This is a genomic window from Williamsia sp. (assembly GCF_036566845.1).
Taxonomy (GTDB): domain Bacteria; phylum Actinomycetota; class Actinomycetes; order Mycobacteriales; family Mycobacteriaceae; genus Williamsia.
The window spans coordinates 1-24,866 of the sequence record NZ_DATCVM010000040.1 but is presented as its reverse complement, the minus strand read 5'-3'; the positions used below and the strand labels follow the sequence as shown (position 1 = coordinate 24,866).

The 24,866-nt window shown below is 63.6% G+C and carries 25 protein-coding genes, 1 tRNA gene and 1 pseudogene; 13 read left to right on the top strand and 14 right to left on the bottom strand.

Annotated features, from left to right (window positions below; all coding sequences use genetic code 11):
• Positions 1-321 precede the first annotated feature (321 nt).
• Positions 322-1,668: a TerD family protein gene (locus VIQ49_RS03500; protein WP_414731564.1), complete on the top strand. Its 1,347-nt coding sequence runs from the start codon at positions 322-324 to the stop codon at positions 1,666-1,668.
• An 80-nt stretch (positions 1,669-1,748) separates the two neighbouring features.
• Here the strand turns inward: VIQ49_RS03500 and VIQ49_RS03495 are convergent, their stop codons facing one another.
• The 5 genes from VIQ49_RS03495 to VIQ49_RS03475 all read right to left on the bottom strand — a co-directional run bounded on the left by VIQ49_RS03495 (position 1,749) and on the right by VIQ49_RS03475 (position 7,868).
• On the bottom strand, positions 1,749-2,345 hold the full coding sequence (locus VIQ49_RS03495; protein WP_331880799.1) for a PepSY domain-containing protein: 597 nt from the start codon (positions 2,343-2,345) through the stop codon (positions 1,749-1,751).
• A gap of 101 nt (positions 2,346-2,446) precedes the next feature.
• Positions 2,447-3,856 (bottom strand): sensor histidine kinase, encoded by a 1,410-nt coding sequence (locus tag VIQ49_RS03490; protein ID WP_331880797.1) that lies wholly within the window; start codon positions 3,854-3,856, stop codon positions 2,447-2,449.
• Positions 3,849-4,511, bottom strand: a complete 663-nt coding sequence (locus VIQ49_RS03485) for a response regulator transcription factor (RefSeq protein WP_331880796.1) — start codon at positions 4,509-4,511, stop codon at positions 3,849-3,851. Before VIQ49_RS03485 ends, VIQ49_RS03490 begins: the two co-directional genes overlap by 8 nt.
• Before the next feature lie 180 nt (positions 4,512-4,691).
• Complete coding sequence (locus tag VIQ49_RS03480; RefSeq protein WP_331880794.1) at positions 4,692-5,321, bottom strand: class I SAM-dependent methyltransferase; 630 nt, start codon at positions 5,319-5,321, stop codon at positions 4,692-4,694.
• Positions 5,322-5,483: 162 nt separating this feature from the next.
• On the bottom strand, positions 5,484-7,868 hold the full coding sequence (locus tag VIQ49_RS03475; RefSeq protein WP_331880793.1) for an excinuclease ABC subunit UvrA: 2,385 nt from the start codon (positions 7,866-7,868) through the stop codon (positions 5,484-5,486).
• Between the two features lie 229 nt (positions 7,869-8,097).
• Here VIQ49_RS03475 and VIQ49_RS03470 point away from each other — a divergent pair, with 229 nt between their 5' ends.
• Positions 8,098-9,195, top strand: a complete 1,098-nt coding sequence (locus VIQ49_RS03470; protein WP_331880792.1) for an ATP-binding protein — start codon at positions 8,098-8,100, stop codon at positions 9,193-9,195.
• 23 nt (positions 9,196-9,218) lie between these two features.
• Here the strand turns inward: VIQ49_RS03470 and VIQ49_RS03465 are convergent, their stop codons facing one another.
• Genes VIQ49_RS03465 through VIQ49_RS03450 form a run of 4 tightly spaced genes read right to left on the bottom strand, consistent with a single transcriptional unit; the run spans position 9,219 to position 11,780 of the window.
• Positions 9,219-9,629 carry a VOC family protein gene (locus VIQ49_RS03465; RefSeq protein WP_331880791.1) on the bottom strand — a complete coding sequence of 137 codons (411 nt, stop codon included), beginning with the start codon at positions 9,627-9,629 and terminating at the stop codon, positions 9,219-9,221.
• Between the two features lie 5 nt (positions 9,630-9,634).
• A complete protein-coding gene (locus tag VIQ49_RS03460; protein ID WP_331880790.1) occupies positions 9,635-10,084 on the bottom strand; it encodes a helix-turn-helix transcriptional regulator in 450 nt (149 codons plus the stop codon).
• A gap of 53 nt (positions 10,085-10,137) precedes the next feature.
• Positions 10,138-10,506 carry a metalloregulator ArsR/SmtB family transcription factor gene (locus tag VIQ49_RS03455; protein WP_331880789.1) on the bottom strand — a complete coding sequence of 123 codons (369 nt, stop codon included), beginning with the start codon at positions 10,504-10,506 and terminating at the stop codon, positions 10,138-10,140.
• A 29-nt stretch (positions 10,507-10,535) separates the two neighbouring features.
• Complete coding sequence (locus VIQ49_RS03450) at positions 10,536-11,780, bottom strand: MFS transporter (RefSeq protein WP_331880787.1); 1,245 nt, start codon at positions 11,778-11,780, stop codon at positions 10,536-10,538.
• Positions 11,781-12,015: 235 nt separating this feature from the next.
• Here VIQ49_RS03450 and VIQ49_RS03445 point away from each other — a divergent pair, with 235 nt between their 5' ends.
• From VIQ49_RS03445 to VIQ49_RS03435, 3 genes are all read left to right on the top strand, one after another.
• Positions 12,016-13,095 (top strand): AI-2E family transporter, encoded by a 1,080-nt coding sequence (locus VIQ49_RS03445; protein ID WP_331880785.1) that lies wholly within the window; start codon positions 12,016-12,018, stop codon positions 13,093-13,095.
• Between the two features lie 209 nt (positions 13,096-13,304).
• Entirely contained in the window at positions 13,305-13,688 is a 384-nt protein-coding gene (locus tag VIQ49_RS03440) for an SHOCT domain-containing protein (protein WP_331880783.1), read from the top strand.
• A gap of 214 nt (positions 13,689-13,902) precedes the next feature.
• A complete protein-coding gene (locus VIQ49_RS03435) occupies positions 13,903-15,018 on the top strand; it encodes a polyprenyl synthetase family protein (RefSeq protein WP_331880782.1) in 1,116 nt (371 codons plus the stop codon).
• A gap of 12 nt (positions 15,019-15,030) precedes the next feature.
• Here VIQ49_RS03435 and crtI read toward each other — a convergent pair whose 3' ends face one another.
• The 4 genes from crtI to VIQ49_RS03415 form a co-directional block, all read right to left on the bottom strand.
• Positions 15,031-16,677, bottom strand: a complete 1,647-nt coding sequence (gene crtI, locus VIQ49_RS03430; protein ID WP_331880781.1) for a phytoene desaturase family protein — start codon at positions 16,675-16,677, stop codon at positions 15,031-15,033.
• Entirely contained in the window at positions 16,674-17,597 is a 924-nt protein-coding gene (locus tag VIQ49_RS03425; RefSeq protein ID WP_331880779.1) for a phytoene/squalene synthase family protein, read from the bottom strand. Before VIQ49_RS03425 ends, crtI begins: the two co-directional genes overlap by 4 nt.
• A 68-nt stretch (positions 17,598-17,665) precedes the next feature.
• The gene (gene idi, locus VIQ49_RS03420; RefSeq protein ID WP_331880776.1) at positions 17,666-18,250 is read right to left on the bottom strand and encodes an isopentenyl-diphosphate Delta-isomerase; all 585 of its coding nucleotides are present in this window, start codon (positions 18,248-18,250) and stop codon (positions 17,666-17,668) included.
• Between the two features lie 114 nt (positions 18,251-18,364).
• Positions 18,365-19,126 carry a class I SAM-dependent methyltransferase gene (locus VIQ49_RS03415; protein ID WP_331880773.1) on the bottom strand — a complete coding sequence of 254 codons (762 nt, stop codon included), beginning with the start codon at positions 19,124-19,126 and terminating at the stop codon, positions 18,365-18,367.
• Positions 19,127-19,331: 205 nt separating this feature from the next.
• Between VIQ49_RS03415 and VIQ49_RS03410 the strand changes: the two genes are divergently transcribed.
• The 5 genes from VIQ49_RS03410 (at position 19,332) to VIQ49_RS03390 (ending at position 22,969) form a co-directional block, all read left to right on the top strand.
• The gene (locus VIQ49_RS03410; protein ID WP_331880770.1) at positions 19,332-19,853 is read left to right on the top strand and encodes a methylated-DNA--[protein]-cysteine S-methyltransferase; all 522 of its coding nucleotides are present in this window, start codon (positions 19,332-19,334) and stop codon (positions 19,851-19,853) included.
• Positions 19,854-20,002: 149 nt separating this feature from the next.
• On the top strand, positions 20,003-20,677 hold the full coding sequence (locus VIQ49_RS03405) for a HEAT repeat domain-containing protein (RefSeq protein ID WP_414731563.1): 675 nt from the start codon (positions 20,003-20,005) through the stop codon (positions 20,675-20,677).
• Positions 20,664-20,969 carry a MerR family transcriptional regulator gene (locus tag VIQ49_RS03400; protein WP_331880764.1) on the top strand — a complete coding sequence of 102 codons (306 nt, stop codon included), beginning with the start codon at positions 20,664-20,666 and terminating at the stop codon, positions 20,967-20,969. Before VIQ49_RS03405 ends, VIQ49_RS03400 begins: the two co-directional genes overlap by 14 nt.
• Positions 20,970-21,264: 295 nt before the next feature.
• Complete coding sequence (locus tag VIQ49_RS03395) at positions 21,265-21,549, top strand: hypothetical protein (protein WP_331880761.1); 285 nt, start codon at positions 21,265-21,267, stop codon at positions 21,547-21,549.
• Positions 21,550-21,646: 97 nt separating this feature from the next.
• On the top strand, positions 21,647-22,969 hold the full coding sequence (locus VIQ49_RS03390; protein WP_331880758.1) for an NAD(P)/FAD-dependent oxidoreductase: 1,323 nt from the start codon (positions 21,647-21,649) through the stop codon (positions 22,967-22,969).
• A 426-nt stretch (positions 22,970-23,395) separates the two neighbouring features.
• Here the strand turns inward: VIQ49_RS03390 and VIQ49_RS03385 are convergent.
• Positions 23,396-23,469 (bottom strand) — tRNA-Pro (locus VIQ49_RS03385).
• A 192-nt stretch (positions 23,470-23,661) separates the two neighbouring features.
• Here VIQ49_RS03385 and VIQ49_RS03380 point away from each other — a divergent pair.
• The 3 genes and pseudogenes from VIQ49_RS03380 to VIQ49_RS03370 all read left to right on the top strand — a co-directional run.
• Positions 23,662-24,147: a helix-turn-helix domain-containing protein gene (locus tag VIQ49_RS03380; RefSeq protein WP_331880755.1), complete on the top strand. Its 486-nt coding sequence runs from the start codon at positions 23,662-23,664 to the stop codon at positions 24,145-24,147.
• Positions 24,144-24,494, top strand: a complete 351-nt coding sequence (locus VIQ49_RS03375; RefSeq protein WP_331880752.1) for a DUF4180 domain-containing protein — start codon at positions 24,144-24,146, stop codon at positions 24,492-24,494. The genes VIQ49_RS03380 and VIQ49_RS03375 overlap by 4 nt, the downstream gene beginning before the upstream one ends.
• Before the next feature lie 81 nt (positions 24,495-24,575).
• A pseudogene (locus VIQ49_RS03370) lies at positions 24,576-24,866 on the top strand (HNH endonuclease); the annotation flags it as partial.

Genomic DNA, 24,866 nt, shown 5'->3' with positions numbered 1-24,866 from the left:
CCGGTCCTAGCGATACCCGCCATCGCTGCGACGGATATTCGCACGGGACGATGTTCCCCCTTGTCTACCCTGGTTGCTTTTCGTCGAACCGATTCCGCGCCAAGGGTGGTGCGCTGCGCCCAGCAGCTCGAACCAATGCTGACGCAGCCAGAATTATGTCCAGCTGGGCTCTGCCCATGTAACCAAACAGGGGCGGGCCGCGTCCATGTGTCAACATGGGCGTGGTCGACAAACGGCCGGCAGCCACCTACAGAACGGGACTCATCTGTGCGGGACTCATCTGTGCGGGACTCATCTGTGCGGGACTCATCTGTGCGGGACATGGCCAAGGGCTCGAGAACAGATCTGGTCGACAACCGATACGTCGTCCGCATCTCCACACCCGGGAAATCCGGTCTGGTCGATCTCGCCGCGGTCCTGCTCGGCGACACCGGCACAGTGCGCACGGACGACGACTTCGTCTTCTTCAACAACCCGACCGCACCCGGCGTCGCATTGACGGCTGACGACAGCATCTCGGTCGATCTCGCAATGATCCCAGGTGACGTGCATCGCATCCTCGTGACCGCCGGCACCGAGGCCCAGAACACGAATTTCGGTGCCGTTCAAGGACTGTCGGTCGAGGTGGCGGGCAGCTCGCAACAGTTCCGCTTCGCCCCTCCGGATCTGACGACCGAAACAGTCCTACAGGTCGTCGCGCTCTATCGCCGCGGGCCCGGCTGGCGGATCGATGCGATCGGCCAGGGCTACAGCCAGGGTCTCGCCGCACTCGCGATCGAGCACGGAATCGCGGTGGACGAACCAGGGGCACCCGAGGCGGCTGCGCCGTCGCCGCAGCACACACAAGCAGCGGCCGCTCCAGCACCGCCGGCACAACCGCCGGCCACATCAGCACCACCAGTACAACCGCCGGCGGCGTCGGCGATCTCATTCGACAAGGTGAAGGTCGCCCTGACCAAGGACTCCCCCAGCCAGATCGCGAAGATCGACCTCCGAAAAGCCCAGGGAGACACCAACTGGGTACTCACCGTGGGACTGGAATGGGATGGCCGCGGCGCGACGTACGACAACAACGGCAACGTCACGAAGTACGGCTCGGGCGACCTGGATGTGTACTTCTTCTGCCGCAACGAAGTCACCAACGACTACGTGGTCATCAGCGGCGACAAGGGCCATCAGGGAAGTCTCAAGGAATGGCCGTTCATGCACCACTACGGCGACAGCAAAGGTCCCGGCAAGGGAAACAAGCCTGCCACCGAACAGGTTCGGGTCATCCCCAACGAGAACGGCGACCTCCTGGTCAACATCTACCAGAGCGTCGACAACGGGGGCGGCGCCATCGACAAGTTCGGTCGACCCCGGGTGGCGATCCGTTACGGACGCGCCGGCAAAGGCGGTTTGCCCGATGCCGACGCCGATGAGATCCTCGTCTACGTCGGCAACAGCAAGAACTCGTTCTGGGCCACCGTCGCCCACATCGACGTCCAAGATGGCGTGTTGACCGTTGACGGCGAGACCCGCTACAGCCGGATCGGCAGCGAGAAGATGCCTGGACTGGATTCGAACAGCGCATGGGTTCGGTCGCCTTCCGACGGACCAAAAGGCCGCAGCAAGAAGGCAAACAAGGGCCTCGGTCTGAACAAATACAGCGGTAAGTGCCCGACCTAGGCTCCATCAACCCGCGAGGCTCCCGGCAAGCCCGGATCTGAGCTGACCTCGGCCCGAATACGAGCAGACGAGGTCGGGGTTCAACTCCCGGCGACAACCGCCAGGACGCCGAAATTCGCATCGAGGTCGACATCCACCTCCGAACCGTCGGGCAGTCGCACCTCGACGTCGAATGCGTGGCCGGCGTCGTCACTGCGTTCGGCGTCGGTCACGGTCCCACCACCCGCAGCTGCGATCGCGGCAGTCGAAGCCCGTGCCAGTTCGTCACCCGCCAGGTCGTCGGGATCGACCGGTGCTGCCGGGGCCTCAGCCGCGGGGTTCTCGGCTGCTGGAGTCTCGGCTGCTGGAGTCTCGGCGACCGGTGCACCGTCGTCATCGCGATCGACCTTCAGAACCTGGAAATCAGCGTCAAGGGTGACCTCGTATTCCGTCCCGTCAGCACCGATCAAGTCGAGATCGTAGGTGGTGACACCACCGTCGTCATCTTTTTCCGCGCCAGTCACCGATCCACCTTCCACCCTCGGAACCGCAGCAGCAGTTGCCCGTTCGAGGGCCGAACCGCTGAGCTCATCTGAATCGGTGAAGCCATCGGTGACGGCGTAGGCGACGCCGGTGCCGGCGATGGCCGCCACCGCAGCGACGGATACTCCCGCGAGGACGATGGTTTTCTTGCGCATGGGGTTTGCTCCTTGTCGATCTGACTCCGCGCCGCGAATGTGGCGTTGCAGTCAGGATGTCGAATCGATGCTGACTGCAGCCTGAACGACTCCCGTCCCGGTCAATCGGATACGGCCGGCAACCGAATTTCGAACCGTGCGCCCCCGAGTGCGCTGTCGGTCACCAGGACCGAACCGCCATGCGCCGATACGATTTCCGCGACGATCGCGAGTCCGAGGCCCGAACCTCCCGAGTCGCGGGCACGCGACTCATCAAGTCGCACAAAGCGTTCGAAGATGCGCGTCCGATCCGACACCGGGACCCCGGAACCGTCGTCGTCCACGGCTACCACCGCCAGCGGCCGCGTACCGTCACAGTCGAGATACGTGGATACCGCGATGCGCGTCGTGGCGTGACGCAGCGCGTTGTCGATCAGATTCCGCAGGGCCCGCGACAGCATCGCCTCGTCACCGCTGACCTGCGCTGCGCCGATGCCCGAACTGTCGACGGCCAATCGATCGGCCCCACGAGCACGTTTGACTTCGCGCAGTGCGATGTCATCGAGGTCCATCGCCGTGGCCAGCACCCGCAGCGTGTCCTCATCGGCACGAGCGAGTAACAGCAGGCCGTCGATCATCGTGGCCATCCGCTCGGACTCCGCTGCGACCGTCGCGGCGAACTCTTCCGGGAGCACCTGACCCGGATACGTCAGCGCGACCTCGGCGTTCTGTCGCAATGAACTGACCGGCGAACGCAACTCGTGCGAGGCATCGGACACGAACCGTCGCTGGCGTAGCTGTGCTGCCTCCAATCGGGCAAGCATGGTGTTGAGGGTCGTCGCCAGCCGATCGATCTCGTCGCCCGAACCGGAGGCCTCCACTCGCCGTCCGAGTTCAGCCGCAGTGATCTGCTCTGCCGCTCGACGCACCTTTTCGACGGGGCGTAGTGCCCGACCGACCACCAACCAGCACGTCAATCCCACAAAGACGGTCACGACAGGCACTGCGAAGAACAGCAGCGTGCGCGTTGACGACAGTGCCTCCGACCGTGCTTCGTCGTCGACTCCGACAACCAGCAGCGCTCCATCGTCGAGATCTTTCGCGACGATGACCAGGCGCTCATCGTCATCATCGCCGGAATCGCGGACCGTGACCGACACGGCCCCATCGGTCTCCCGAGTCACCACCGGGTCGGCATCATCGAGATCGTCGGTCGCCCCCACGACGCGGCCGGAGACAATGAGCTGGGCATGGCCATCGAGATCGGCCAACGCAGCAGCGGCCTGCGCGGTGGACCCGGACTCGTCGACGATCGTCTCGATCCGTGACGCCTCACCGTGGGCCGCCGATTCCGCTGAGTCGTGCAAGGTCTCGGACAGGATGAGCACGAAAGCGACTCCCCCGAGCGCGAGCGCACCGAAGACAACGGCGGTGGCCACCAAGGTTATCCGAGCCCGCACCGACCGCAACCGCAGGCCTACCCGTGAGACCACAACTCTCCCAGCATCTTTGGCACCCCGAAGCTCAGGCATCGTCGATCACTCGATATCCCGAACCGCGCATGGTCTCGATGGACTCTCGCCCGAACGGCCGATCGACCTTGTTTCGCAGCCGTCTGACGTAGACCTCGACGATGTTCGGATCGCCATCGAAATCGAAGTCCCACACCGCACCCAGGACATCCGCCTTCGACACCACCGATCCGGCGCGCGACACCAGGAACTCGAGCACACTGAACTCCCGCGTCGTCAGCACGATCGCCGCGTCCGCTCGGGCAACCCGTTTGGTCGCGGGATCGAGAGTCAGGTCCCCGACCGAGAGCACCGTGGGACGTTCTCCGCCTCCCCGACGGATCAGAGCGCGCAGTCGCGCCAGCAGAACAGGGAACGAGAACGGCTTGATCAGGTAGTCATCGGCGCCGGTGTCGAGAGCTTCGACCTGATCGAAGTCGCCATCTTTTGCCGTCAGCATGATGACCGGCGTCCAGTTGTGCGCCGCCCGCAACGCCGCGCAGATCTGATAACCGTTCATTCCGGGCAACATGATGTCGAGGACGATCACCGAGTAGTCGTTCTCGCGTGCGAGCCACAGACCATCGGTGCCGGTTGTCGCCGTGTCGACCGCAAAGCCTTCCGCCTCCAGACCTGCTGCGATGGCACAAAGCAGGCTGTGTTCGTCATCGACCACGAGGATGCGTACGTCAGACTCCTTTACGCTCGGTAGCCCCCATCAGATCAGGGCCAACTGCCGAACAACACGGTCAGCCCAGAGAGTGTCACACCCCGTACCTGACTCTGTCCTGAACGCCGGACAGTGGTGAACGCCGGACAGATCTCCAGCCTCATCTCTCCAGCCACATCGGATCCGCTACTCCGCCTTCGAGAACACCGCTACCAGGAAATCGGACTCGCTGGTGAACGGCCGCAGGTCCCAGGTGGACAGCTTCAGGTCGACCACGAGCCCACTCGCCTCGGCATCGACGAAGAAATCCGAGAACTCGTATTCGCGACCGGCTCCGAAACCGATGACAACCCGGCCATTCGGGGCCAGATGCCTGGCGAAACCCGCCAGCACCGCACGCCGGGTCGAGGGAGCCACGAACGTGACGACGTTGCCCGCACACACGACAACGTCGAATCCGGCAGCGATTCCCTGGACCGGCAGGTCGAGTTCGGCCAGATCACCGACAATCCACGTCGGGCCCGGATAGTCCTGCTCCGCCGCGGCGATCAACACCGGATCGACATCGACCCCGACCACCTCATGTCCTGTGGTGTGCAGGTGTCCACCGAGACGGCCAGGTCCGCATCCGGCATCCAGGACGCGAGAGCCGCGGCCGACCATAGCGTCGATCAACCGCGCTTCGCCGACGATGTCGTGCCCACTTGCCGCCATCGACCGGAAACGCTGCGCGTAGCGCTCCGAATGGGTCGGATCGGCGGCGGTGATCTCTTCCCACTTGCTGGGGACACGATCACCTGACACGTCGTTGTTCACTTCAGAAACTCCCTGGATGAGACGGTGCTCGGACAACGCCGGCACACAGGGCCGACGTTGCCACACCCCTCAACCCTAGACTCGCACCCGCGCGTGTCAGCTGCCGCCGACAACCCCGGAGCCGGGTGCGGCCGCCGGTGGGACCACCGCGCGCGGGGCAGTTCAGCTCTCCACGTAGGCCGCGAGATGCTGCCCCGTCAGCGTCGACCCATCCGCGATGAGATCGGCGGGTGAGCCCTCGAAGACGATCGTGCCGCCGTCGTGACCGGCACCGGGACCGAGGTCGATGATCCAATCGGCGTGGGCCATCACCGCCTGATGGTGTTCGATGACGATCACCGATTTTCCGGAATCGACCAGACGATCGAGCAGACCGAGCAAGTTCTCGACATCGGCGAGGTGCAGACCGGTTGTCGGCTCGTCGAGCACGTAGACACCGCCTTTCCCGGCCATCTGGGTGGCCAGCTTGAGCCGCTGGCGTTCGCCACCCGACAGTGTCGGCAGCGGCTGCCCGAGTTTGATGTACCCGAGTCCCACATCCACCAACCGTTCCAAGATCTTGTGCGCGGCAGGTATTTTCGACTCACCCGCGCTGAAGAAGTCCTCGGCTTCTGCGACCGACATCGCCAGTACCTCACTGATGTCGCGGCCCCCGAGGTGGTAATCGAGTACGGCAGCTTGGAAACGCTTGCCCTCGCATTCCTCGCAGGGAGTGGCCACGCCGGCCATCATCGCCAGATCGGAGTAGATGACGCCGGCTCCCTTGCAGTTGGGGCAGGCGCCTTCCGAGTTGGCGCTGAAGAGAGCCGGTTTCACGTTGTTGGCCTTGGCAAAGGCCTTGCGGATGGGGTCGAGCAGTCCCGTGTAGGTCGCCGGGTTGCTGCGCCGGGATCCGCGGATCTCGGTCTGGTCGACCGTGACGACGCCCTCCTGGTCTGCGACAGAACCATGGATCAGTGAGCTCTTCCCCGAACCGGCCACGCCGGTGACAACAACCAGCACACCCAGCGGTATGTCGACATCGACATCACGCAAATTGTGGGTGTTGGCGCCGCGCACCTCCAATACGCCGGAGCCCGTGCGCACCTCGGTCTTGAGAGAGGCGCGGTCGTCGAGGTGATGGCCGGTGATCGTGTCGCTGGCCCGCAGCCCTTCCACCGTGCCCTCGTACATCACCTGACCGCCTTCGCTGCCCGCGCGCGGACCGAGGTCGATCACGTGGTCACCGATGAAGATGGTCTCCGGCTTGTGCTCGACCACCAGCACGGTGTTGCCCTTGTCCCGCAGACGCAGCAGCAGGGAGTTCATCCGTTCGATGTCGTGGGGATGCAAGCCGATCGACGGTTCGTCGAACACGTAGGTGACGTCGGTGAGAGACGAACCCAGATGGCGGATCATCTTGGTGCGCTGGGCTTCACCACCAGACAGGGTGCCCGATGGACGGTTGAGGGAGAGGTATCCCAGTCCGATCTCGACAAACGAGTCGAGCGTCCGCTGCAGTGTCTTCAGCAGCGGTGCAACCGACGGCTCATCGAGTCCACGCACCCACTCGGCGAGGTCGCTGATCTGCATGCCGCAGGCGTCAGCGATGTTGATCTTGTTGATCTTCGACGACCGCGCACCCTCGTTGAGGCGGGTACCGCCGCAGTCAGGACAGGTATCGAAGGTGACCGCCCTCTCCACGAACGCCCGGATGTGTGGCTGTAGCGCATCAACATCCTTGGACAGAAACGACTTCTGGATCTGCGGTACGAGTCCGGCGTAGGTCAGGTTGATCCCGTCGACCTTGATCTTGGTCGGTTCTTTGTAGAGCAGGTCATTCAGCTGCTTCTTGGTGAACTTGCTGATCGGCTTGTCCGGGTCGAAATAGCCACAGCCGCGGTAGATTCGGCCGTACCAGCCATCCATGCTGTAGCCCGGGATGGTGATGGCACTCTCATTGAGTGACTTCGTCTCGTCGTATAGCGCGGTGAGGTCGATGTCAGACACCGATCCACGGCCCTCACACCGTGGACACATACCGCCGGTGATCGAAAAACTCCGCCTCTCTTTCGTCTCCCGGCCACCACGTTCGATGGTGACCGCACCCGCGCCGGAGATCGAGGCGACATTGAACGAGAACGCCTGAGGTGAACCGATGTGCGGCTTACCGATTCGGCTGAACAGGATACGAAGCATCGCGTTGGCGTCGGTGGCGGTACCGACCGTCGAGCGCGGGTCCGCGCCCATTCGTTGCTGGTCGACGATGATCGCGGTGGTCAGCCCGTCGAGGACGTCGACCTCCGGCCGCGCGAGTGTCGGCATGAAGCCTTGAACGAATGCACTGTAGGTTTCGTTGATCATCCGCTGCGACTCTGCGGCGATGGTGCTGAACACCAACGAACTCTTGCCCGACCCGGACACGCCGGTGAACACCGTCAGCCGGCGTTTCGGGATCTCGACGCTGATGTCTTTCAGGTTGTTGACCCGGGCACCCTGCACGCGGATCAGGTCGTGACTGTCCGCGATGTGCAATTCCGGTGCTTCCGTCTGCGTCCTGGTGGCCATTGTCGTTCAAGTCTCCATCTCTCCGGGCGGGCGGCGTTTCAACTTTTCGGTCGCCATGTGGGGATGGCGCGTTGCGGGATACGGACCATGTTGCCCGACGACAGCCCGGGCGAACAGTATTTCGCCGTGGCGCCGCCCGGTCGACCAATGGAAGTCGTGAGTCGGCAATCAGCGGCATCAACCTGCAGCATATGGTGATGCCGCACAATTTTGAGAAAGGGCACAACCGATGGTGACCATGAAGGTCGGAACCGACAAGGACAACCCCGATGTCGAGGTGACTATCTCGGCCGCGAAGTTCAATCGCCACACATTCTGGTGTGGCCAGAGCGGCTCGGGTAAGACCTACGCCCTCGGAGTGATTCTCGAGCAACTGATCCTCCACACCGAGTTGCCACTTCTCATCCTCGACCCCAACGCAGATTTCACACGTCTGCGAGACATCCGCGACGGGTCGGACCCGGAACTCGCACGCAAGATCGCGGACTCCGACATTCGGGTCCTGCACTCCATCAACCCCGATGGCGAGCAGCTTCGAACACGATTCCTGGAACTGTCGTTGTCGGCCAAAGCGGCTGTCCTGCAGATCGATCCGATCGCACATGCCGACGAGTACAACGTTCTTCTGCATGCCTCCGCGAATGCCGCAGGGGGTTTCGACGAACAGACCTTCCTCTCGTTGTTGCGTGACTCCGATGATCCCGGCAAGCGACGACTCGCAACCCGGATCGAGAATCTGGAGGTCCTCGACTGGGATCTGTGGTCCCGAGGTGCCCTTCCGGTCACCGAGATCGTCGCTTCGCGGCCTCGCGCAACAGTCCTCGACCTCGGTGGTTTCCCCCATTCCGCGGAGCCGAAAGTCGCGGCGCTCAGTGTTCTCGAGCAGCTGTGGGCACGGCGCGAAGAACGCCGACCGGTCCTGATCGTCATCGACGAAGCGCACAACATCTGTCCGCCTGTCGCCACGTCGGCCGTCGAGAAGGCGCTGATCGATCAGATCGTCCAGATCGCCGCGGAGGGACGCAAGTTCGGTCTTTGGCTACTGCTTTCGACGCAGCGGCCGACGAAGATCCACCCGAACGTGCTGTCCCAGTGCGACAACCTGTGCCTGATGCGCATGAACGCTCCCCGAGACCTCGCGGAGCTCGCCGACGTCTTCGGATTCGTACCCGAGCACATGCTGGCGGAGTCCCCGGAGTTCCGGCAGGGACAGGCGCTGTTCGCGGGTGGTTTCATCGACGCCCCGACGTTCACCCAGATCGGCGCACGCATCACCGAGGAAGGTGGGGCCGACGTTCAGGTCCCGATGCCGGCCGCGGTCGGCTGAGCGCGGCGGCCGGCACCGGAGGCTCAGCGCAGTTCTTGGATCCGCACCATGTTGCCCGACGGATCACGCAACGCGCAGTCACGTACTCCGTACGGTTGTTCGGTCGGCTCTTGGACGATCTCGGTGCCGCCGGCCTGGACCTTCTCGAAGGTGGCATCGAGATCCGTGGTCGCCAGCAACACACTCGCGTACGTGCCCTTGGCCATCATCTCTTCGATGGTGCGCCGCTCTTCGTCGGTCGTTCCGGGATCGGCGCCGGGCGGCGCCAGGACGATGTTCACCGCAGGCTGACCGACCGGGCCGACAGTGAGCCAGCGCAGGCCGTTGTACCCGACGTCGTTGCGTACCTCGAAGCCGAGGGTGTCACGGTAGAAGGCCAGGGCGGCCTCCGCGTCGTTGTGCGGGAGAAAGCTCGAATGAATTGTGATGTCCATGGCATTCACGCTAGCTGCGGGTCGGCGATGGGTGCTTCTCGATTCCTGATCGGTCTGGTGACCGCTTTCTCCACACACGACGGCACACCTGCGATCGCGGTTGCCGCATCGCGCCGATAGACACTCGGCGGCACTCCGACCAGTTCCGTGAAACGCGTGCTGAAGGTGCCGAGCGACGAACACCCGACCTCGAAGCACACATCTGTGACGCTCATGTCTCCGCGCCGTAGCAACGCCATCGCACGCTCGATCCGCCGGGTCATCAAGTACGAGTACGGCGATTCGCCGTACGCCCGCTTGAACTCGCGGCTCAGATGACCAGCAGACATGTTGACTCCACGTGCGAGTTCTTCCACATTCAACGGCTGTGCATGTTCACGGTCGATCCGGTCGCGAACACGGCGCAGCAACGCGAGGTCGGTCAGCTTCTGCGTGTGGGTCGGCGCGCTGGTCACGCGACCAATCGTGCCACGCGCTCGCCCTCGGGTCGAGACCGATCGGTCGCTCGCTATTCGTGCGAGGGTTCGCCGGTGACAACGTGGTCGGCGTGGTTGATCCCTTCACCGACGAGGCGGGCGAGGTGACCATCGCGGATCCGGTAGATGACGCGGCGGCCGTCCTTACGAGTGTCGACCAATCCGGTGAACCTGAGTTTCGCCAGGTGCTGGCTGACCGCCGTACGCGACGCTCCCGAGGACTCGATGAGAGCCGTGACGTCAGCCTCGCCGTGGGTCAGCAGCCACAGGATGTGCAGGCGGGTCGGGTCTGAGAGCATCCGAAAGGTACTGGTCGCCGCGTCGAGTCGGGCCTGGTCCGGAGCGACGGGGTGCGCCAGGCTCGCCGGAACGTCGTGTGCTGCCGATGATTTCTCTGCCATCGCAGTCACCGCCCTTTCGCGCTGCGCCGCTAGGTGCGTGGCACAGGTTCTCGCTCCCGTTTCCGGCTTGCCGCCGCCGGCCACATCAGCGCGGCGGCAGTGGTGGCAAGTGTAGCGAGCACGGTCAGCAAAGCCGCCGCGACAACCTGGCTCAGCTGCACTCCAACCCAGCCCGCGATCAGATAGGTCACCAGAAAGCACAGGTGCGACAACGAGAACTGGGCCGCGAAGACCTGCGACCGGTTCCGCTGCGTCGAACCCGCTCGAATCAATCGGGCCGACGGGGTGTTCACCAGCGAAGTACCGACGCCGAGAATCACCCACGCCACGCAGATGATCACCCACCCGAGCGCCGCGCCCGGTGAAGAGATCAACAGCGCCACAGTCACTCCCAAACCGAAAGGGAGGATCGACGCCCCGCAGACCATCAGCCGTCGCTCCGTGTACGTATCCAACAGCCCCGGTACGCACACGGCGGCCGCCATCGATCCCGCACCGAAGAAGGCCAACGCCAGCGCGACTGCCGCGCTGGAACCACCGAGGAGCCCGTGCACGTAGACAACGGTGTTCACCAACACCACCGCCGACGCGGCGGCCACTGCCGTGTTCAGCGCCAGCAATGCACGTAAAACCGGATCCGTCAGCATGATTCGAGATCCGAGCTCGATCCTGGACACCAGCGATCCCGACGGTTCGAGCGACTGCGCGAGCGGCAGAGTCGTGGTGACCACCAACGCGGCCGACACAACAAAGCCCAGTGCCGTGCCCACGAACAGCGAGTTGTACGTGATCACCGTCAACAGCAGGGCCGCGATCACCGGGCTCGCCAGCGATTCCAGGTCATAGGCCAACCGCGACAACGACAACGCCCGCGTGTAATCGCGCTCGTCAGGTAGCACCGACGGAATGATCGATTGGAACGTCGGCGTGAACGTCGCCGATGCCGCCTGCAGAACGAAGATCAGCACATAGAGTTGCCATGCCTGATCAACAAACGGCAGCAATATCGCGATCGCCGCCCGCACGCCGTCAGCGCACACCAGCAGCGCCCGGCGAGGAACGTTGACCGCCACGGCGGACATCACCGGCGCACCGATGACGTAGGCGACCATCTTGATCGCCAGAGCCGTCCCCAGCACGGCACCGGCATCGCTCCCGGACACGTCGTAGGCCAGCAAAGCAAGGGCGACAGTCAGCAGACCGGTGCCCAGCAACGCAACAACCTGCGCGGCGAACAGTTTGCGAAAAGTCCGCGCTGCCAACACTTCGAACACTCGCCCACCTCGACCCGGCCACCGGACTATAAGTGCATACTTGCGCAATTGTACCGATGTTGTCGAATGCGGGCGACAACTCCCGACGGCAACGATTCGCACGGCAATTCCGCAGGACTGTTCTCAGCGCTACTAGATACGCCGACGGGACAGCGGCGTTTCGTCGGCCAACTCTCCATCCGGACGTCGTCTTGTTATAGGTTTGCGCTGTCCATTCGAGGGGAAGTCGCCGCCAATGCCACGCAACACCGAAGACAATGTCGGTCAAGCCCCCGCGTGGTTGCTGCCCCGCGGATTGATCGTGTTGCTGAGTTTGGCTGCCCTGGTCATCACGGTGGCCGGGCTCAAGTCGTTTGCCGAAATCGTCGCCCCGGTGATGCTCGCATTGATGCTCACGGTGGCAGTTCATCCCTTGCCGGACTGGCTGCGGCGCAAGGGTATGCACCCCGTGCCGGCAGTCATCGTGGCGTTGGTGGCCGTTTACGCCATCGTTCTGGCACTCGTTGCATCTTTGGTGATCTCGGTGTCACAGCTCGCGGAAATGTTGCCCAGCTACGCCGACGAGTTCGACGATCTCGTCGCCAACGTCAAGGACGTGTTCAATTCAGCCGGCATCGACGCCGATCAAGCCCGCAGTCTGCTCACGGACGTCGATTCGACACAGGTATTCGGACTCGTCGAGACCCTGCTCGAGAGCTTCCTGGGGGTTGCGACGAACCTTCTGTTCCTCGTCACCTTGCTGCTGTTCATGGCGGTCGACGGAATGTCCTACTCCCCTCGCCTCGAGGTCCTCCGACAGTCGCGGTCCGACATCGCGTATGCGGTGTCCTCGTTCTCAACCGGCACGCGGCGCTACCTGGTCGTGACGACCGTGTTCGGTTTGATCGTCGCAGTCCTGGACACGGCCGCATTGTGGGCTCTCGGCGTCCCATTGCCCGTGCTCTGGGGCGTGCTGTCGTTCATCACCAACTACATTCCGAACATCGGATTCGTCCTGGGCCTGGTACCGCCTGCACTGCTCGCGCTGCTCGAAGGCGGCCCCGGGCTGATGTTGGCTGTCATCGCCATCTACTGCGTCCTCAACGTTGTCATCCAATCGGTGATCCAGCCCAAGTTCGTCGGTGACGCCGTCGGCCTGTCGGTCACGCTGACGTTTCTGTCGCTGGTGTTCTGGACGTGGGTACTCGGTCCGCTGGGTGCAATACTCGCGGTTCCGCTGACACTGATGGCGAAGGCATTCCTCGTCGACATCGACCCATCGACGCGCTGGGCCGACATCTTCCTCAGCAGCAAACCACCGGCCGAGCAGACCTGATCAGACCTGATCAGTGCCGGGCCGACGCTCGGACGCCGAATCCCTTGTGGGATCGCCATCATCCTAAAAGGGTGAAACAGCACGATTCACACTGCGCAGCGTCGGTGTGTGATGCAAACTCCGGGTGGACGCACAATTTCGAAGCATCTTCCGCCGGATCGCCAACTGTCATCCGTCGGATCTGCCAACAATGAGAAGAGAGTTCATCAATGTGGGATTCATTCTGGGACTTCATCTGGTATTCGATCGTGATCTTCGCCTTCGTGGCGTACCTGATGATCCTGTTCTACGTGCTGGCCGATCTGTTCCGTGATCACGCCACATCCGGCTGGGTGAAGGGTGTGTGGATCTTCTTCCTCATAGTCGTCCCGTACATCACCCTGTTCGTCTACCTCATCGCACGGGGTCGCGGGATGGCAGAACGCACAGCGCAGGCGCAGAAGGCGGCGAAGGAACAATCCGATTCGTACATCCGAGAGGTGGCCGGAAGTTCGGCCACTGATCAGATCGCGGCCGCCAAGGCGCTGCACAACGAAGGAACCATCACGGACGCCGAGTTCGAACAGCTCAAAGCCAAGGCTCTGAGCTCCTAGCAACTCGAGGCACCAGGTTCGACCGACCGGGTACTTCCGGCCGCGGAGGACCTCGTTCCCGATGAGCCGTTCCCGATGAGCCGCTCGTGATCGATGCATCGATCAGGGGCGGCCCATCGGCGTATTCGGGGTCTACACCCATCCGTTCCGCGTTCTGTTCCGAACCGTTCAGTGCCCCCAGTTGTTGCTGACGTCCGGACATGGAGAACGCCGCATGCAGTCGATAGTGCAACGTACCGAGGCGCCGGCCGTGGACGATCTGGTCCTCAGCCGCGGGCGCAAGATCCATGCGGTGGTCAGCGAAGTCCTGCGAAACCACGTGTCAGACCACTCTGGCTTCATCGGCGGTCTGAGCCCTGAGGTCAGACCGCTGACCGATGCGGTGATGAACACTCTGGCCCGCGGCAAACGGATCCGCGCACAGTTCTGCATGTGGGGCGCGTACGGCGCATCCGGCGGCTACCTGGTGACAGGTGTACCGGAGATGGCCGCGGCAATCGAACTCTTCCATCTCGCCGCCCTGATCCACGACGATGTGATGGACAACAGCGACACCCGCCGTGGCCTGCCCGCAGTGCATCGGCAGTTCGCCGACGACCACGCCCGTCGGGGTCTGCTCGGCGACAGCGACAATCATGGTTCGGCCGCGGCGATCCTCGTCGGGGACATGTGCATGTCGTGGTCCGATGAATTGGCGATGACGGCAGCCGACTCGCTGCCAGTCGACGCACGTCGCGCAGTGCGGGTGATGTGGTCGCAGATGCGCGACGAAGCCTACGCAGGCCAGTATCTCGACATCCTCAGCCAGACCGAAGCGACCACCTCCCGATCCCGCACCGACCTCATCCTGCAATTGAAGAGCGCCAAGTACACGGTCAGCCATCCCCTGCGCCTCGGCGGCACCATCGCCCGAGCTGACGATGATCTCCTGGATCTGTACGACCAGATCGGAGTGACCGCCGGAGCGGCGTTTCAACTCCGCGACGATCTCCTGGGTGTATTCGGCGATCCCGTGGTCACCGGCAAGCCGGTGAACGACGACATCCGCGAAGGAAAACGCACACTGCTGATCGCCGAGGCCGAATCGCGGGTCGATCAGGCGCAGAGGGAACTCCTCATGCATTGTCTGGGCAACCCCACTGTGGACGACGCCGAACTCGACGCGCTCCGGTCCGTGCTCATCGCGACCGGTGCCGACCAGGCCATCGAGGCGAGAATCGGCGAGCTCACAGCCGAAGCCATGCAGATCGTGGAGTCGCTTCCGGTTGATGAGATCACCCGGGCCGCGTTGACCGGTCTGGTCGAACAATGCGTGTCGCGCACATCGTGACGCCCTGACGACTCAGCTGGACGGCCCCACCGACCGGTCGTGCGCCAGTCGCTTCCGAATGAGTTCGGCACTGATCAGGCACATCGGTAGGCCGATTCCGGGACGAGTGCTCGATCCCGCGTAGTACAGCCCCTCGACCGTGCGTGACCGGTTGGTGGCGCGAAGAAATGCGCTCTGGCGCAACGTGTGTGCCGGTCCGAGCGCGCCGCCCGACCACGAGTTGACGTCGTCGACGAAGTCGGCCGGGCCAACGGTGCGGCGGACCACGATCCGTTCCGCGAGGTCCGAGATCCGCGCCCACTGCGCCACCATCGCGATTGCGCGGTCGGCGACTTTCTCGATGTCGGGATCCCCGGTGCCGTCGATCCCTCCGTGCCCCAGTCCCGGGTCGGCGGGCACCGGCACCAGGATGAAGATGTTCTCGTGCCCGTCCGGTGCCACCGAGTCATCCGTCGCCGAGGGACGACACACATACAAGGACGCCGGATCCGGTATGTGAGTCGGCGTCTCGAAGATCGCGTCGAAGTTGGCAGTCCAGTCCTCGGTGAAGAACAGCGAATGATGCGCCAGCTCGGGCACACTGCCACGCACGCCGAGATAGGCAAGCACCGCACCGGGCCCCGACGTCGCCTTGTCCCACCATTGCTGGGGGAATGTCTGCAGGTCTCGCGGCAGCAACCGCGTCTCGACATGGTGCAGGTCTGCGGCACCGACCACGATGTCGGCGGCGATGACGCGTTCGGCACCGGCGTTGTCCCGCACCCTGACCCCGGTAACTTCATTCCGGCGGCGCAGCCCACGCCCGAGTTCACGCCCGATGCCCGTTCCGCTACGACTGCGACTGCGACGACGGCGGGTGAGAATCTCAGTGGCCGACGTGCCGGAGTGCACCCGTACCCCGTTTTCTGTTGCGAGCCGGGACAACGCATCGACAAACGTGGTGAATCCGCCATCGGGATACCGGACTCCGTCGTCGAGGTCGAGCCAGCTCATCAGGTGATAGATCGCCGGCGTGCGCTCCGGCGACGAGCCGAGGAACACAGCCGGGTAGCCGAGCACCTGGCGCAGACGCCGGTCGGAGAACTGTTGCGAGACAAAATCTTCCAGTGATCGGGTGAGCAGCATCGCGAGGGTTCGCGCATGGTGCACCACCTCACGACTGAGGTAGGCGCGCGGTGAATCGAAACTGGTGTAGAGGAACCGTCGGACGGCGATGTCATACGCCTCGCGGGCAGAGACGAGGTAAGACGTCAACGCCGAACCCGCACCCGTCTCAACACTTTCGAACAATGTCCGATTGCGTTCTTCGTCCCCCCAGATGTCGATCTGCTCGTCCTCACCCTCGAAGAAGACGCGGTAACCGGGTTCGAGCCGAACCAGCTTCACCTGTTCGGCTGTCGAGGTTCCCAGCAGTTCGAAGAAGTGGTCGAACACCTCGGGCATCAACCACCAGGACGGTCCGGTGTCGAAGCGGAACCCCTCGTGCGCCCATGACCCGGCGCGCCCGCCGAGGTCATCGTTCTTCTCGACCAGGTCGACGTCGTGCCCGTCGTGGGCGAGGAGAGCTGCGGTCGCCAACCCGGCAACGCCACCGCCGATGATGACAACTCTTCTCGGTGGCACGCTTTTCGGTGCGGCTCGTTTCGATCCGACCCTCACGAGTGGTTGTATCCCTTGGCGAAAGCGCGAGGTTTGCCGGCAGCGCGAGGGCGACCGCGGCGCAGCGCTGCCGAGGCGGCGATGCGGACTTTCTCCGGCGTCGGAACACGTACCCGTCGGTGCCGCGCCTCGACCGGTGACGTCTCCCGTAGACGTCGGGTCAGTTCCGCGAACAGATCGTGGGCCGCACACACAGCCATTCGGCATCCGGTCGGAAGCCCGGGAATGACGTCCGCGGCAGCGGCCAGGTCCAGTTCGATGTCATCCAGCCAGTGGTTCCAGATCACCTCGTCGAGGTCGTCGAGGTTGTCGTGATCGTCGGTGTGGAGTCCGACGAGATAACTGCGGCCGAGTCCGTCGCTGTCGTCGCCGAAATCCCGCAGGAAGTTGACCTTCTGGAATGCGGCACCGAGGCGCTGCGCCCCCGGGGCGAGCTCGTTGTAGCGGTGTGAGGAGTTCGGTTCACCGGCCAGAAAGGCTCGCAGGCACATCAGGCCAACGACCTCGGCTGACCCGTAGATGTAGGTGGCGAGGCTCGCGCTGTCGTGGTCGGTGCGAGAGAGGTCTGTGCGCATCGAGGCGAAGAAGGGCGCGACCAGGTCTTCTCCGATGCCGACCCGCCGCGCGGTGCGGGCGAACGCGTGCACAACGAGGTTGCTGCTCGAGCCCGTCACCAAAGCCGTGTACGTCTCCTGCTCGAGCTTCTCGAGTTCAACCATGCGATCAGTACTGTCCTGACCGGGCCGCGGTGCGTCCACGACCTCATCGGCCACGCGTACCAGTGCATAGATGTTGCACACATCCTGGCGTACCTGGCCACCGAGCAACCGCGTCGCGAGACCGAAAGAGGATGAGTACCAACGGATTACCAAGGCCGCACTGGCGTCGGCTGCCGCGTCGTAGCGCCGATAGGGCTGCATGCTGTCCACTCGTCTCTTGGCGTGGGCCAATCGACCGGTCCCCGCGTTCGGTTCGCCCGCTTGTGCCCTCACCGGACCCCTCCGACACGCATCGCTGTCCGAACTGACTTCGGCCCCACATCGAGATGGCCGTATGGATCCGGTCCCGGCAACGCGCGGACCTGTTCGACGAACCATGGGCTCAGCGCCCACGGTGTGCGCTCGGCGACCGTCCACACATCGGCGACGTCGGACCAGGCGTGTTCCGCTACTTCGTCGGGGTCCGGATCCACCGTTCCGACCGGACTCGCGACGAACACCGGGCAGATCTCGTTCTCCACCACACCCCCGGCGTCGACGGCCCGGTAACGGAAGTCCGGTAGCACGCACCGCAGTCCCTCGACATCGATACCCAACTCACGCTGCGCGTATCGATGGATCGCGTCCTCGACCGACTCACCGGGCCGCGGATGTCCACAGAACGAATTGCTCCACACCCCGGGCCAGGTGCGCTTGCTCAACGCACGGCGCGTCATCAACAGGCGACCTTCGTTGACCAGATGGCAGGAAAAGGCGAAGTGCAGGGGTGTGTGGGTCGTGTGCACGGTCGCCCGGTCGGCGGTTCCACACGGTCGCCCATCGGAATCAGCCAGGACGACCAGGTCGTCGGTCATGGATGCCTCGTTCGCTCGGTGCGTAAGTGTGTCACCTCCTGTTCGGAACCGACGGCTACATGGATGTCTCATGCGGCCACCCGATGGCGGTCGAGTTGATGCCGTTCGAGTTGATCAGACCCGGGCCACCGCACACCAGGCGGTTGCCTCGAGATCGAACGGCGCGACCGGCAGGACGGCAGCGCAGCGCTCCCGCAGAGCGTTGCGTCGCTCGGGCGACAGGCCGGCCACGTAGATCCCAGCCGGTCCGATGCCGTATGTGTTGGGTTCCCACCACTCGTCGAAACTCTCGTATCTCACCCGGACTGTGAGTTCGCTGGATTCGATGTCCTCGAGTCCGGCGTCGGCGAACAGTCTCACCAACTGGTCCTCCCGGACACCTGCCAGTTGGGACTCGTCCTGCGCGTCGGGATCGAGTTCACGAACCACCCGCCATAACAGCGAGATGGGCCCTCGTTCGTTGGGTCCGAGATCCCAGACGCAGGCCGCGACTGTGCCACCGGACCGGGTCACCCGCGCCATCTCGGCCACGCCTCGATCGGCGTCCGTCATGAAATGCACCACCAACTGAGCCAGCGTCACATCGAACACGTCCGTCTCGAATGGCAGATCTTCGGCAACGGCCGTGCGTACGTCGATTCCCGGGAATCTGCGGCTCGTGGCGTCGACAAACGACAACGACGGATCGACGGCGCACACATGGTCGACGCCGACGCACGCCACCAGATGGCCGGTCAGAGCGCCCGGTCCGCATCCGACATCCAGGACGCGTTGCCCCTCGGAAACCCCGGCGGCGTCAGCGAACACAGCACCCAGGGGTTCGGAGTAACGGCCCATGAATCGGGTGTATGCGTCAGGCGGCACTTCGAACGACACCGTTAGAAGATTACTCCGCTGGTCACCTGCCGACATCATGCTCATTCGTGGAGGCATCGGCACCTTCGCGCAGGTGGCGGACCCGGATTCCTCGATTGTCTGCGCACGAACGCGAACAGTGCCTACTGGTCAGACCTGCACGGACTCTGATCTGCGACAGCAGGAGTCCGGTCACAGTCGATTTCGGGGACTACCCTCGGCCTACGTGACGCACGAAGATGAGCGGGTTGAAGACATCGCCTCCGGCTCGCTGGCAACACCCGTCGGCTCGATCACCGTAGCCAGTAGCGGCGAGGCGATCGTTCGGGTGGCGTGGCGGAAGACTTCGCCGTCGACGAGAAACACACCGGACGACCCTCTACTGACCGAAGGGCTCGCGCAACTCCGCGCCTACTTCGACGGAACCTTGACCGACTTCGATCTGCCAGTCGACCTGCACGACATGTCCGATGCCGCCCGCACTGTCCTCAACACACTCGCCGGGACCGTGAAACGAGGGGACACAATCGCCTACGGGGAACTCGCTGTCCGGAGCGGCACCGGCGTCTGCGCACGAAACATCGGCACCATCATGGGCAGCAACCCTGTGCCACTGCTCATTCCGTGCCACCGGGTAGTCGCCGCCGACGGCTTGGGCGGCTACTCGGGCGGTGAGAGCGGTCAAGGCCTGCAGACAAAACGGTGGCTACTCGACTTCGAGGGCGCGACTCCGCCCACACTGTTCTGACCATTGACGGCGGCAGCGCGACGACCAGATTCGCGCCCCGGTCGCGAAGGGCATCTGTCTCGATGTACCCCGAATACTCTGGTCCGCACGTGCCGCTTGACCTTGACACAGTGACAACGCCTTGACTGACCTCGAGGAGGTGGCCCGACATGAACATGCCACAGCAGGACAGCCGGTCCCCGCGACTCGTGGGTGCGATGACTGCATCAAACCCATCCGTACGTCTGCAGGCCGCGCTAGCAGCAGCAGGAACACATCCCGACCCTCAACTGGTGGGTGTGCTGATCAACCGGTGCGCCGTCGAGCCCGATTTCTTCGTCCGGGACATGTTGACGTGGGCATTGATCAGGCATCCGGAGGAGGTCACCGCACCGAGACTCCTCGCCGAGCTCTATTCGGAGACGGCACAGGCTCGGAGTCAGGCGCTGCACACCCTGTCGAAGATCGGGGACCCTGGTCTGTGGCCGAAGATCCCCAAGAGTCTGTTGCACGACCCCGATGACCAGGTCGCCCGGACCGCTTGGCGGGCACTGGTTGGACTGGTTCCCGCCGGCAGCAAGGACGATCTCGCCGGTGAACTGGTCACCGAACTCGGCAGAGGCGATCGGGACATCCAGCGCAGTCTGAGTCGGGCGTTGATCACGCTGGGTGAGGTGATCACGCCGCTCATTCAGACCGCGGCCGCGAGTAGCGATCCCGCTGTTCGCGCCCACGCGGAGGCAACCGAGCGACTACGGCTCGACCCGGATTGCGAGTTCCCCATCTTGATGACCGACGCGAAGCGAATCATCAACGCGGGCAACGCTGCGCGTGGCGATTCCTGATGTTGTCGAGGAACCACCATGCTCATCAACCACCATGCTGATCGGTGAACTGTCGCGGTGCACCGGGATCAGCGCTCGCATGCTCCGGCACCACGACTCTCTCGGTCTGGTGAGCTCGACGGGACGCAGCACCGCCGGGTACCGCGAATACTCGCGCGACGACATCGTCAGAATCTTCCGGGTCGAGAGTCTGCGGTCGCTGGGGATGTCGTTGCGTGAGGTCCAGCGCGCCCTGGACGATCCCGACTTCACTCCGGGTTCGATGGTCGGTGAGCTGATCGACCACGCCTGAGCAATGCTCGCGCGAGACGAAGACTGTTGCGGCGACCTCGCCAGGTCGATCGGACAGATCCGGATAGCTGGGACGACGTGTCGCGACTTGTCGAGTTGGTGCGCGACCTGGGCTCCGACCACCCCTAGATCCCCGGGCATGCAGCAAACCTCGCGCTCCCACACCTGATCGGTGACGACGACCCCGCCGTCGCGCTCACCGCACGTTCCGTACTGAGCACCCGCGGCTTCCGCACATGATCTCGTCGCTCCGGGGTATACCGGACGAATGCCGGAACTTCCCGAGGTCGAGGCAGGTGGCCATCGCCGGGATCGGGAACCTGCTCGCCGACGAGGTCCTGTGGCAGTGCAATCTCTCGCCGGCACGCCGCGCCAAGACCCTGACCACCGACGACCTCGACAACCTGCGTGTGGTCCTGCGTCGTGCCATCCGATCCGCGACCAAGAAGGGCGGCGTCCATACCGGGGAGATCATCCCGTTTCGGAAGACCGGTGCCGTGTGTCCCCGGTGTGGGGCGCCGATGTCACGCGGCATCGTCGGCGGGCGTACGACGTGGTGGTGCTCGCGGGAGCAATCGTGAGCCATCCATCGGCAAAGGTGACAGTAGGCAGGCGGCAGGCGGCTAGTCTCGCATTCACGCACCAACAGATCTCGCGCGCCAATAGATCGGAACGCCGTTGACAGACTTCGACACACTGATCGTCGGCGCCGGTATCGCCGGACTGACCGCCGGGCGGATCCTCACGGGCGACGGCCAACGCGTCGCGATCCTGGAGGCCAGAGACCGCCTCGGAGGGCGCGTGTGGACGTCACGCGCCGACGGTGAGGTCATCGACTACGGCGCGTCATGGATCCACGGAGTCGACGGAAATCCGGTTGCCCATGCCGTCAAGGCCTTCGGTATGCGCACGCTCGAGTTCACCGTCGGCAGCTATCAGCCGGATGGCCGACCTATCGCCCACTACTCCCCCACCGGCTCGCGGTTGGGTGACGAAGCCGCCCAGCGCTTCTCGTCGGACATCCACTCCTTCAGCGACCGGCTGGCGGCTACCATCGCCGCCTCGGAGCCGAACACCTCTTTTGGCGAGGCAGTGGAAAGCACGTTGGCGCAACTGAAGTGGGATGCGGACCGTTCGATGCCTGTCCGTGAGTTCCTGCAACACCGCGCAGAGGAACAGCTGGGCGTGTGTATGGACGACCTCGACGCTCATGGTCTAGACGACGACGCGATAGAGGGCGACGAAGTGGTGTTCCCCGACGGCTACGACGAGCTCGCCAGACATCTGGCGGAGGGCCTCGACGTGCGGCTCGAACACATTGTCACCCGCGTGCAGTGGTCGCCGACCGGCGTCACCGTAGAGACCAGTCAAGGGCGTTTCTCGGCCGACCGGGTTGTGGTCACGGTTCCTGTCGGAGTGCTGAAATCACGTGAGTTCGTTCTCGATCCGCCACTGCCCGAACCACTCTCGGGCGCGCTGGACCGGCTCGAGATGAACGCGTTCGAGAAGGTGGTCCTGCGGTTTCCGCAAAAATTCTGGGACGACGACGTATATGCGATTCGGCAGCAGGGCGAGGCCGGTCGGTGGTGGCATTCCTGGTACGACATGACCGCTCTGAGCGGCTCACCGACTCTCCTGACGTTCGCGGCCGGCCCCTGCGCCACAGCAACGCGGGAATGGCCGGATTCGCAGATCGCCGACTCTGTTCTCGACGCATTGCGAGGACTGTACGGCGACCGTGTTGTTCAACCAGACGCAGTGCACGTCACTCGCTGGCAGGACGATCCCTACACAAGCGGTTCCTACTCGTACATGACGGTCGGCTCAGACCGTCTCGATCACGATGTCCTGTCCACACCGATCGAGGGTGTGTTGCACATTGCCGGCGAGGCGACGTGGACCGACGACCCCGCGACGGTGACCGGTGCGCTGAAGTCGGGACATCGGGCAGCAGAGCAGATCCTGGGACACGCTGTGCTGTTCACTGCGATCTGGAGCTGATTCCCGCACGAAAAAGGCGGCACCGGACTTCTCCGAAACCGCCTTCGTACCATCTCTATCGGGCTGTCAGGATGTGAACCCGCGACCACTTGACCCCCCCGTTCGGGAGTCACGGCCACGGCAGAGCGTGGAACCCCCGAGTCCCCCTGGATCGTCGTCGGGCGGTTCCACGCAACCATTTCTGAGCGAGCACCCCCGTCGACGCTGAAGCTGGCAAGACTCCCCGTTCAGCATGGCTCATCCACCGCAGCAAGGGGAATCACGCAAACGCGCTACCCCTGCCCATTTCGCAGAGCAACGGGTGGGTGTCGACGACGACGTGTCTCAGGAAGGTCGCCGCCCATCAACCCCGATGCGCAATCGACCACAACTCCCCCAGATACAGAAAAAGCCTGGTCAGCATCTCGCTGACCAGGCTCTTCTCTGTCGGGCTGACAGGATTTGAACCTGCGACCACTTGACCCCCAGTCAAGTGCGCTACCAAGCTGCGCCACAGCCCGTGGCACTCCCTGCGAAGGGCGCTGAATGAGACTACCTCAGGCACTACCCGCATCGAAAATCGGCTGGTAGAAGCCCCATTGAACCCAACACAACCGCGGCCGGTCGCCCACTGGGACGAATCAAAGAACTGTCCAACGCTCCATGTAGCGAGCATTCACATATGTCCCTATAAGACCGTATACTTCCTTATTGTGCCTACAGCCAGATTCTTATCCGCCGAAGAGGTGGCCGACGAACTCGGGTTGCATGTACGGACCATCCGCGCATACATCCGAGATGGACGTCTGCGTGCGGCGCGAGTGGGCAAGCAGTATCGGATCACCCGAGCAGACCTGGCCGCGTTTGTCGCAGGCGCCGGCAACACAGGCGACGGCAGCACTGACGCCCAGACAGCGCGTCAGCCACTCCGCGAAGCCAACGTCACCGGCGCGAACGTCACCGAACACAGCACAGTTGTCGTCGACCTCGACAACCTCGAGCCAGGCGACTGGGATCGCATCGCCACCGTCCTCACCGCCGCAGTGGGCGGCCGGGACCGCCGGCAGCCACTACGACTGACCACAGCCCCCGGCCCCGACGGCCGGACACTGAAAGTGATTGCGCAAGGCAGCATCAGCGACACCGCAGACGTCCTGATCCTGCTCCGCGACCTGACCGAGGGAGGCAACTTCACATGACCACATTCCAGCCAACCACGAAGGGTGACGAGCTGATGGTCTATGACGACACAGGCGACCCGGTGGAGGCTCTGGACGCCATCGGCGCGACGTGGGGGCACGAGGTGGCGGCGGTTGCGATACCCATCAGCCGCTTGCCTCCGGGCTTCCTGGACCTCAGCACGGGCGTCGCCGGTGAATATCTCCAGAAAATGGTGCAGTACAAGGTGTTGATCGCCATCGTCGGCGACATCTCCACTGAAGTCGGACGCAGTGAGCCGCTGGCTGCGTTCGTACGCGAGTCCAACCGTGGTCGCCATGTGTGGTTTGTCAACACGGTCGACGACGTACACGCCCGAGTTGCTTGACCTGCACCACGTTTGACGAAACGCTCGTTGACGAAAGTCGCTGGTCAGGGACTTGTCGGTGGGTACTGATAGAACTGTTGTATGAGCACGGGGGTGGCAGATCTCATCAACCGTATCGAGGGCATGGCTCTTGGTGCGGAAGAGGTCGTTGCTGTCCGTGAGGTGTTGTCGCGCAGGCTTGTTGAGGTGTCACTGGCGAACTTGTCCGACAAAGAGACCGTCGAGTTGGCGCAGGCGGTCGAAACCCAGACCCGTCGTGATGAAGCGGTGAAGGTGCGAATCGCGGTCGAGTTGCGAGAACGGTCGGTGGCGGCGAAACAAGGTGTGAAGCACATCAAGTTTCTGCGGCATCAGCTACGGATTTCCGCGGCC

What these genes read in the sequence shown, in the direction of transcription:
- VIQ49_RS03500 (WP_414731564.1), top strand. Translation starts at nt 322, where the DNA reads ATGGCCAAGGGCTCGAGAACAGATCTGGTCGACAACCGATACGTCGTC.
- VIQ49_RS03495 (WP_331880799.1), bottom strand. Translation starts at nt 2,345, where the DNA reads ATGCGCAAGAAAACCATCGTCCTCGCGGGAGTATCCGTCGCTGCGGTG.
- VIQ49_RS03490 (WP_331880797.1), bottom strand. Translation starts at nt 3,856, where the DNA reads ATGCCTGAGCTTCGGGGTGCCAAAGATGCTGGGAGAGTTGTGGTCTCA.
- VIQ49_RS03475 (WP_331880793.1), bottom strand. Translation starts at nt 7,868, where the DNA reads ATGGCCACCAGGACGCAGACGGAAGCACCGGAATTGCACATCGCGGAC.
- VIQ49_RS03470 (WP_331880792.1), top strand. Translation starts at nt 8,098, where the DNA reads ATGGTGACCATGAAGGTCGGAACCGACAAGGACAACCCCGATGTCGAG.
- VIQ49_RS03465 (WP_331880791.1), bottom strand. Translation starts at nt 9,629, where the DNA reads ATGGACATCACAATTCATTCGAGCTTTCTCCCGCACAACGACGCGGAG.
- VIQ49_RS03455 (WP_331880789.1), bottom strand. Translation starts at nt 10,506, where the DNA reads ATGGCAGAGAAATCATCGGCAGCACACGACGTTCCGGCGAGCCTGGCG.
- VIQ49_RS03445 (WP_331880785.1), top strand. Translation starts at nt 12,016, where the DNA reads ATGCCACGCAACACCGAAGACAATGTCGGTCAAGCCCCCGCGTGGTTG.
- VIQ49_RS03440 (WP_331880783.1), top strand. Translation starts at nt 13,305, where the DNA reads ATGTGGGATTCATTCTGGGACTTCATCTGGTATTCGATCGTGATCTTC.
- VIQ49_RS03435 (WP_331880782.1), top strand. Translation starts at nt 13,903, where the DNA reads ATGCAGTCGATAGTGCAACGTACCGAGGCGCCGGCCGTGGACGATCTG.
- VIQ49_RS03425 (WP_331880779.1), bottom strand. Translation starts at nt 17,597, where the DNA reads ATGCAGCCCTATCGGCGCTACGACGCGGCAGCCGACGCCAGTGCGGCC.
- idi (WP_331880776.1), bottom strand. Translation starts at nt 18,250, where the DNA reads ATGACCGACGACCTGGTCGTCCTGGCTGATTCCGATGGGCGACCGTGT.
- VIQ49_RS03405 (WP_414731563.1), top strand. Translation starts at nt 20,003, where the DNA reads ATGAACATGCCACAGCAGGACAGCCGGTCCCCGCGACTCGTGGGTGCG.
- VIQ49_RS03375 (WP_331880752.1), top strand. Translation starts at nt 24,144, where the DNA reads ATGACCACATTCCAGCCAACCACGAAGGGTGACGAGCTGATGGTCTAT.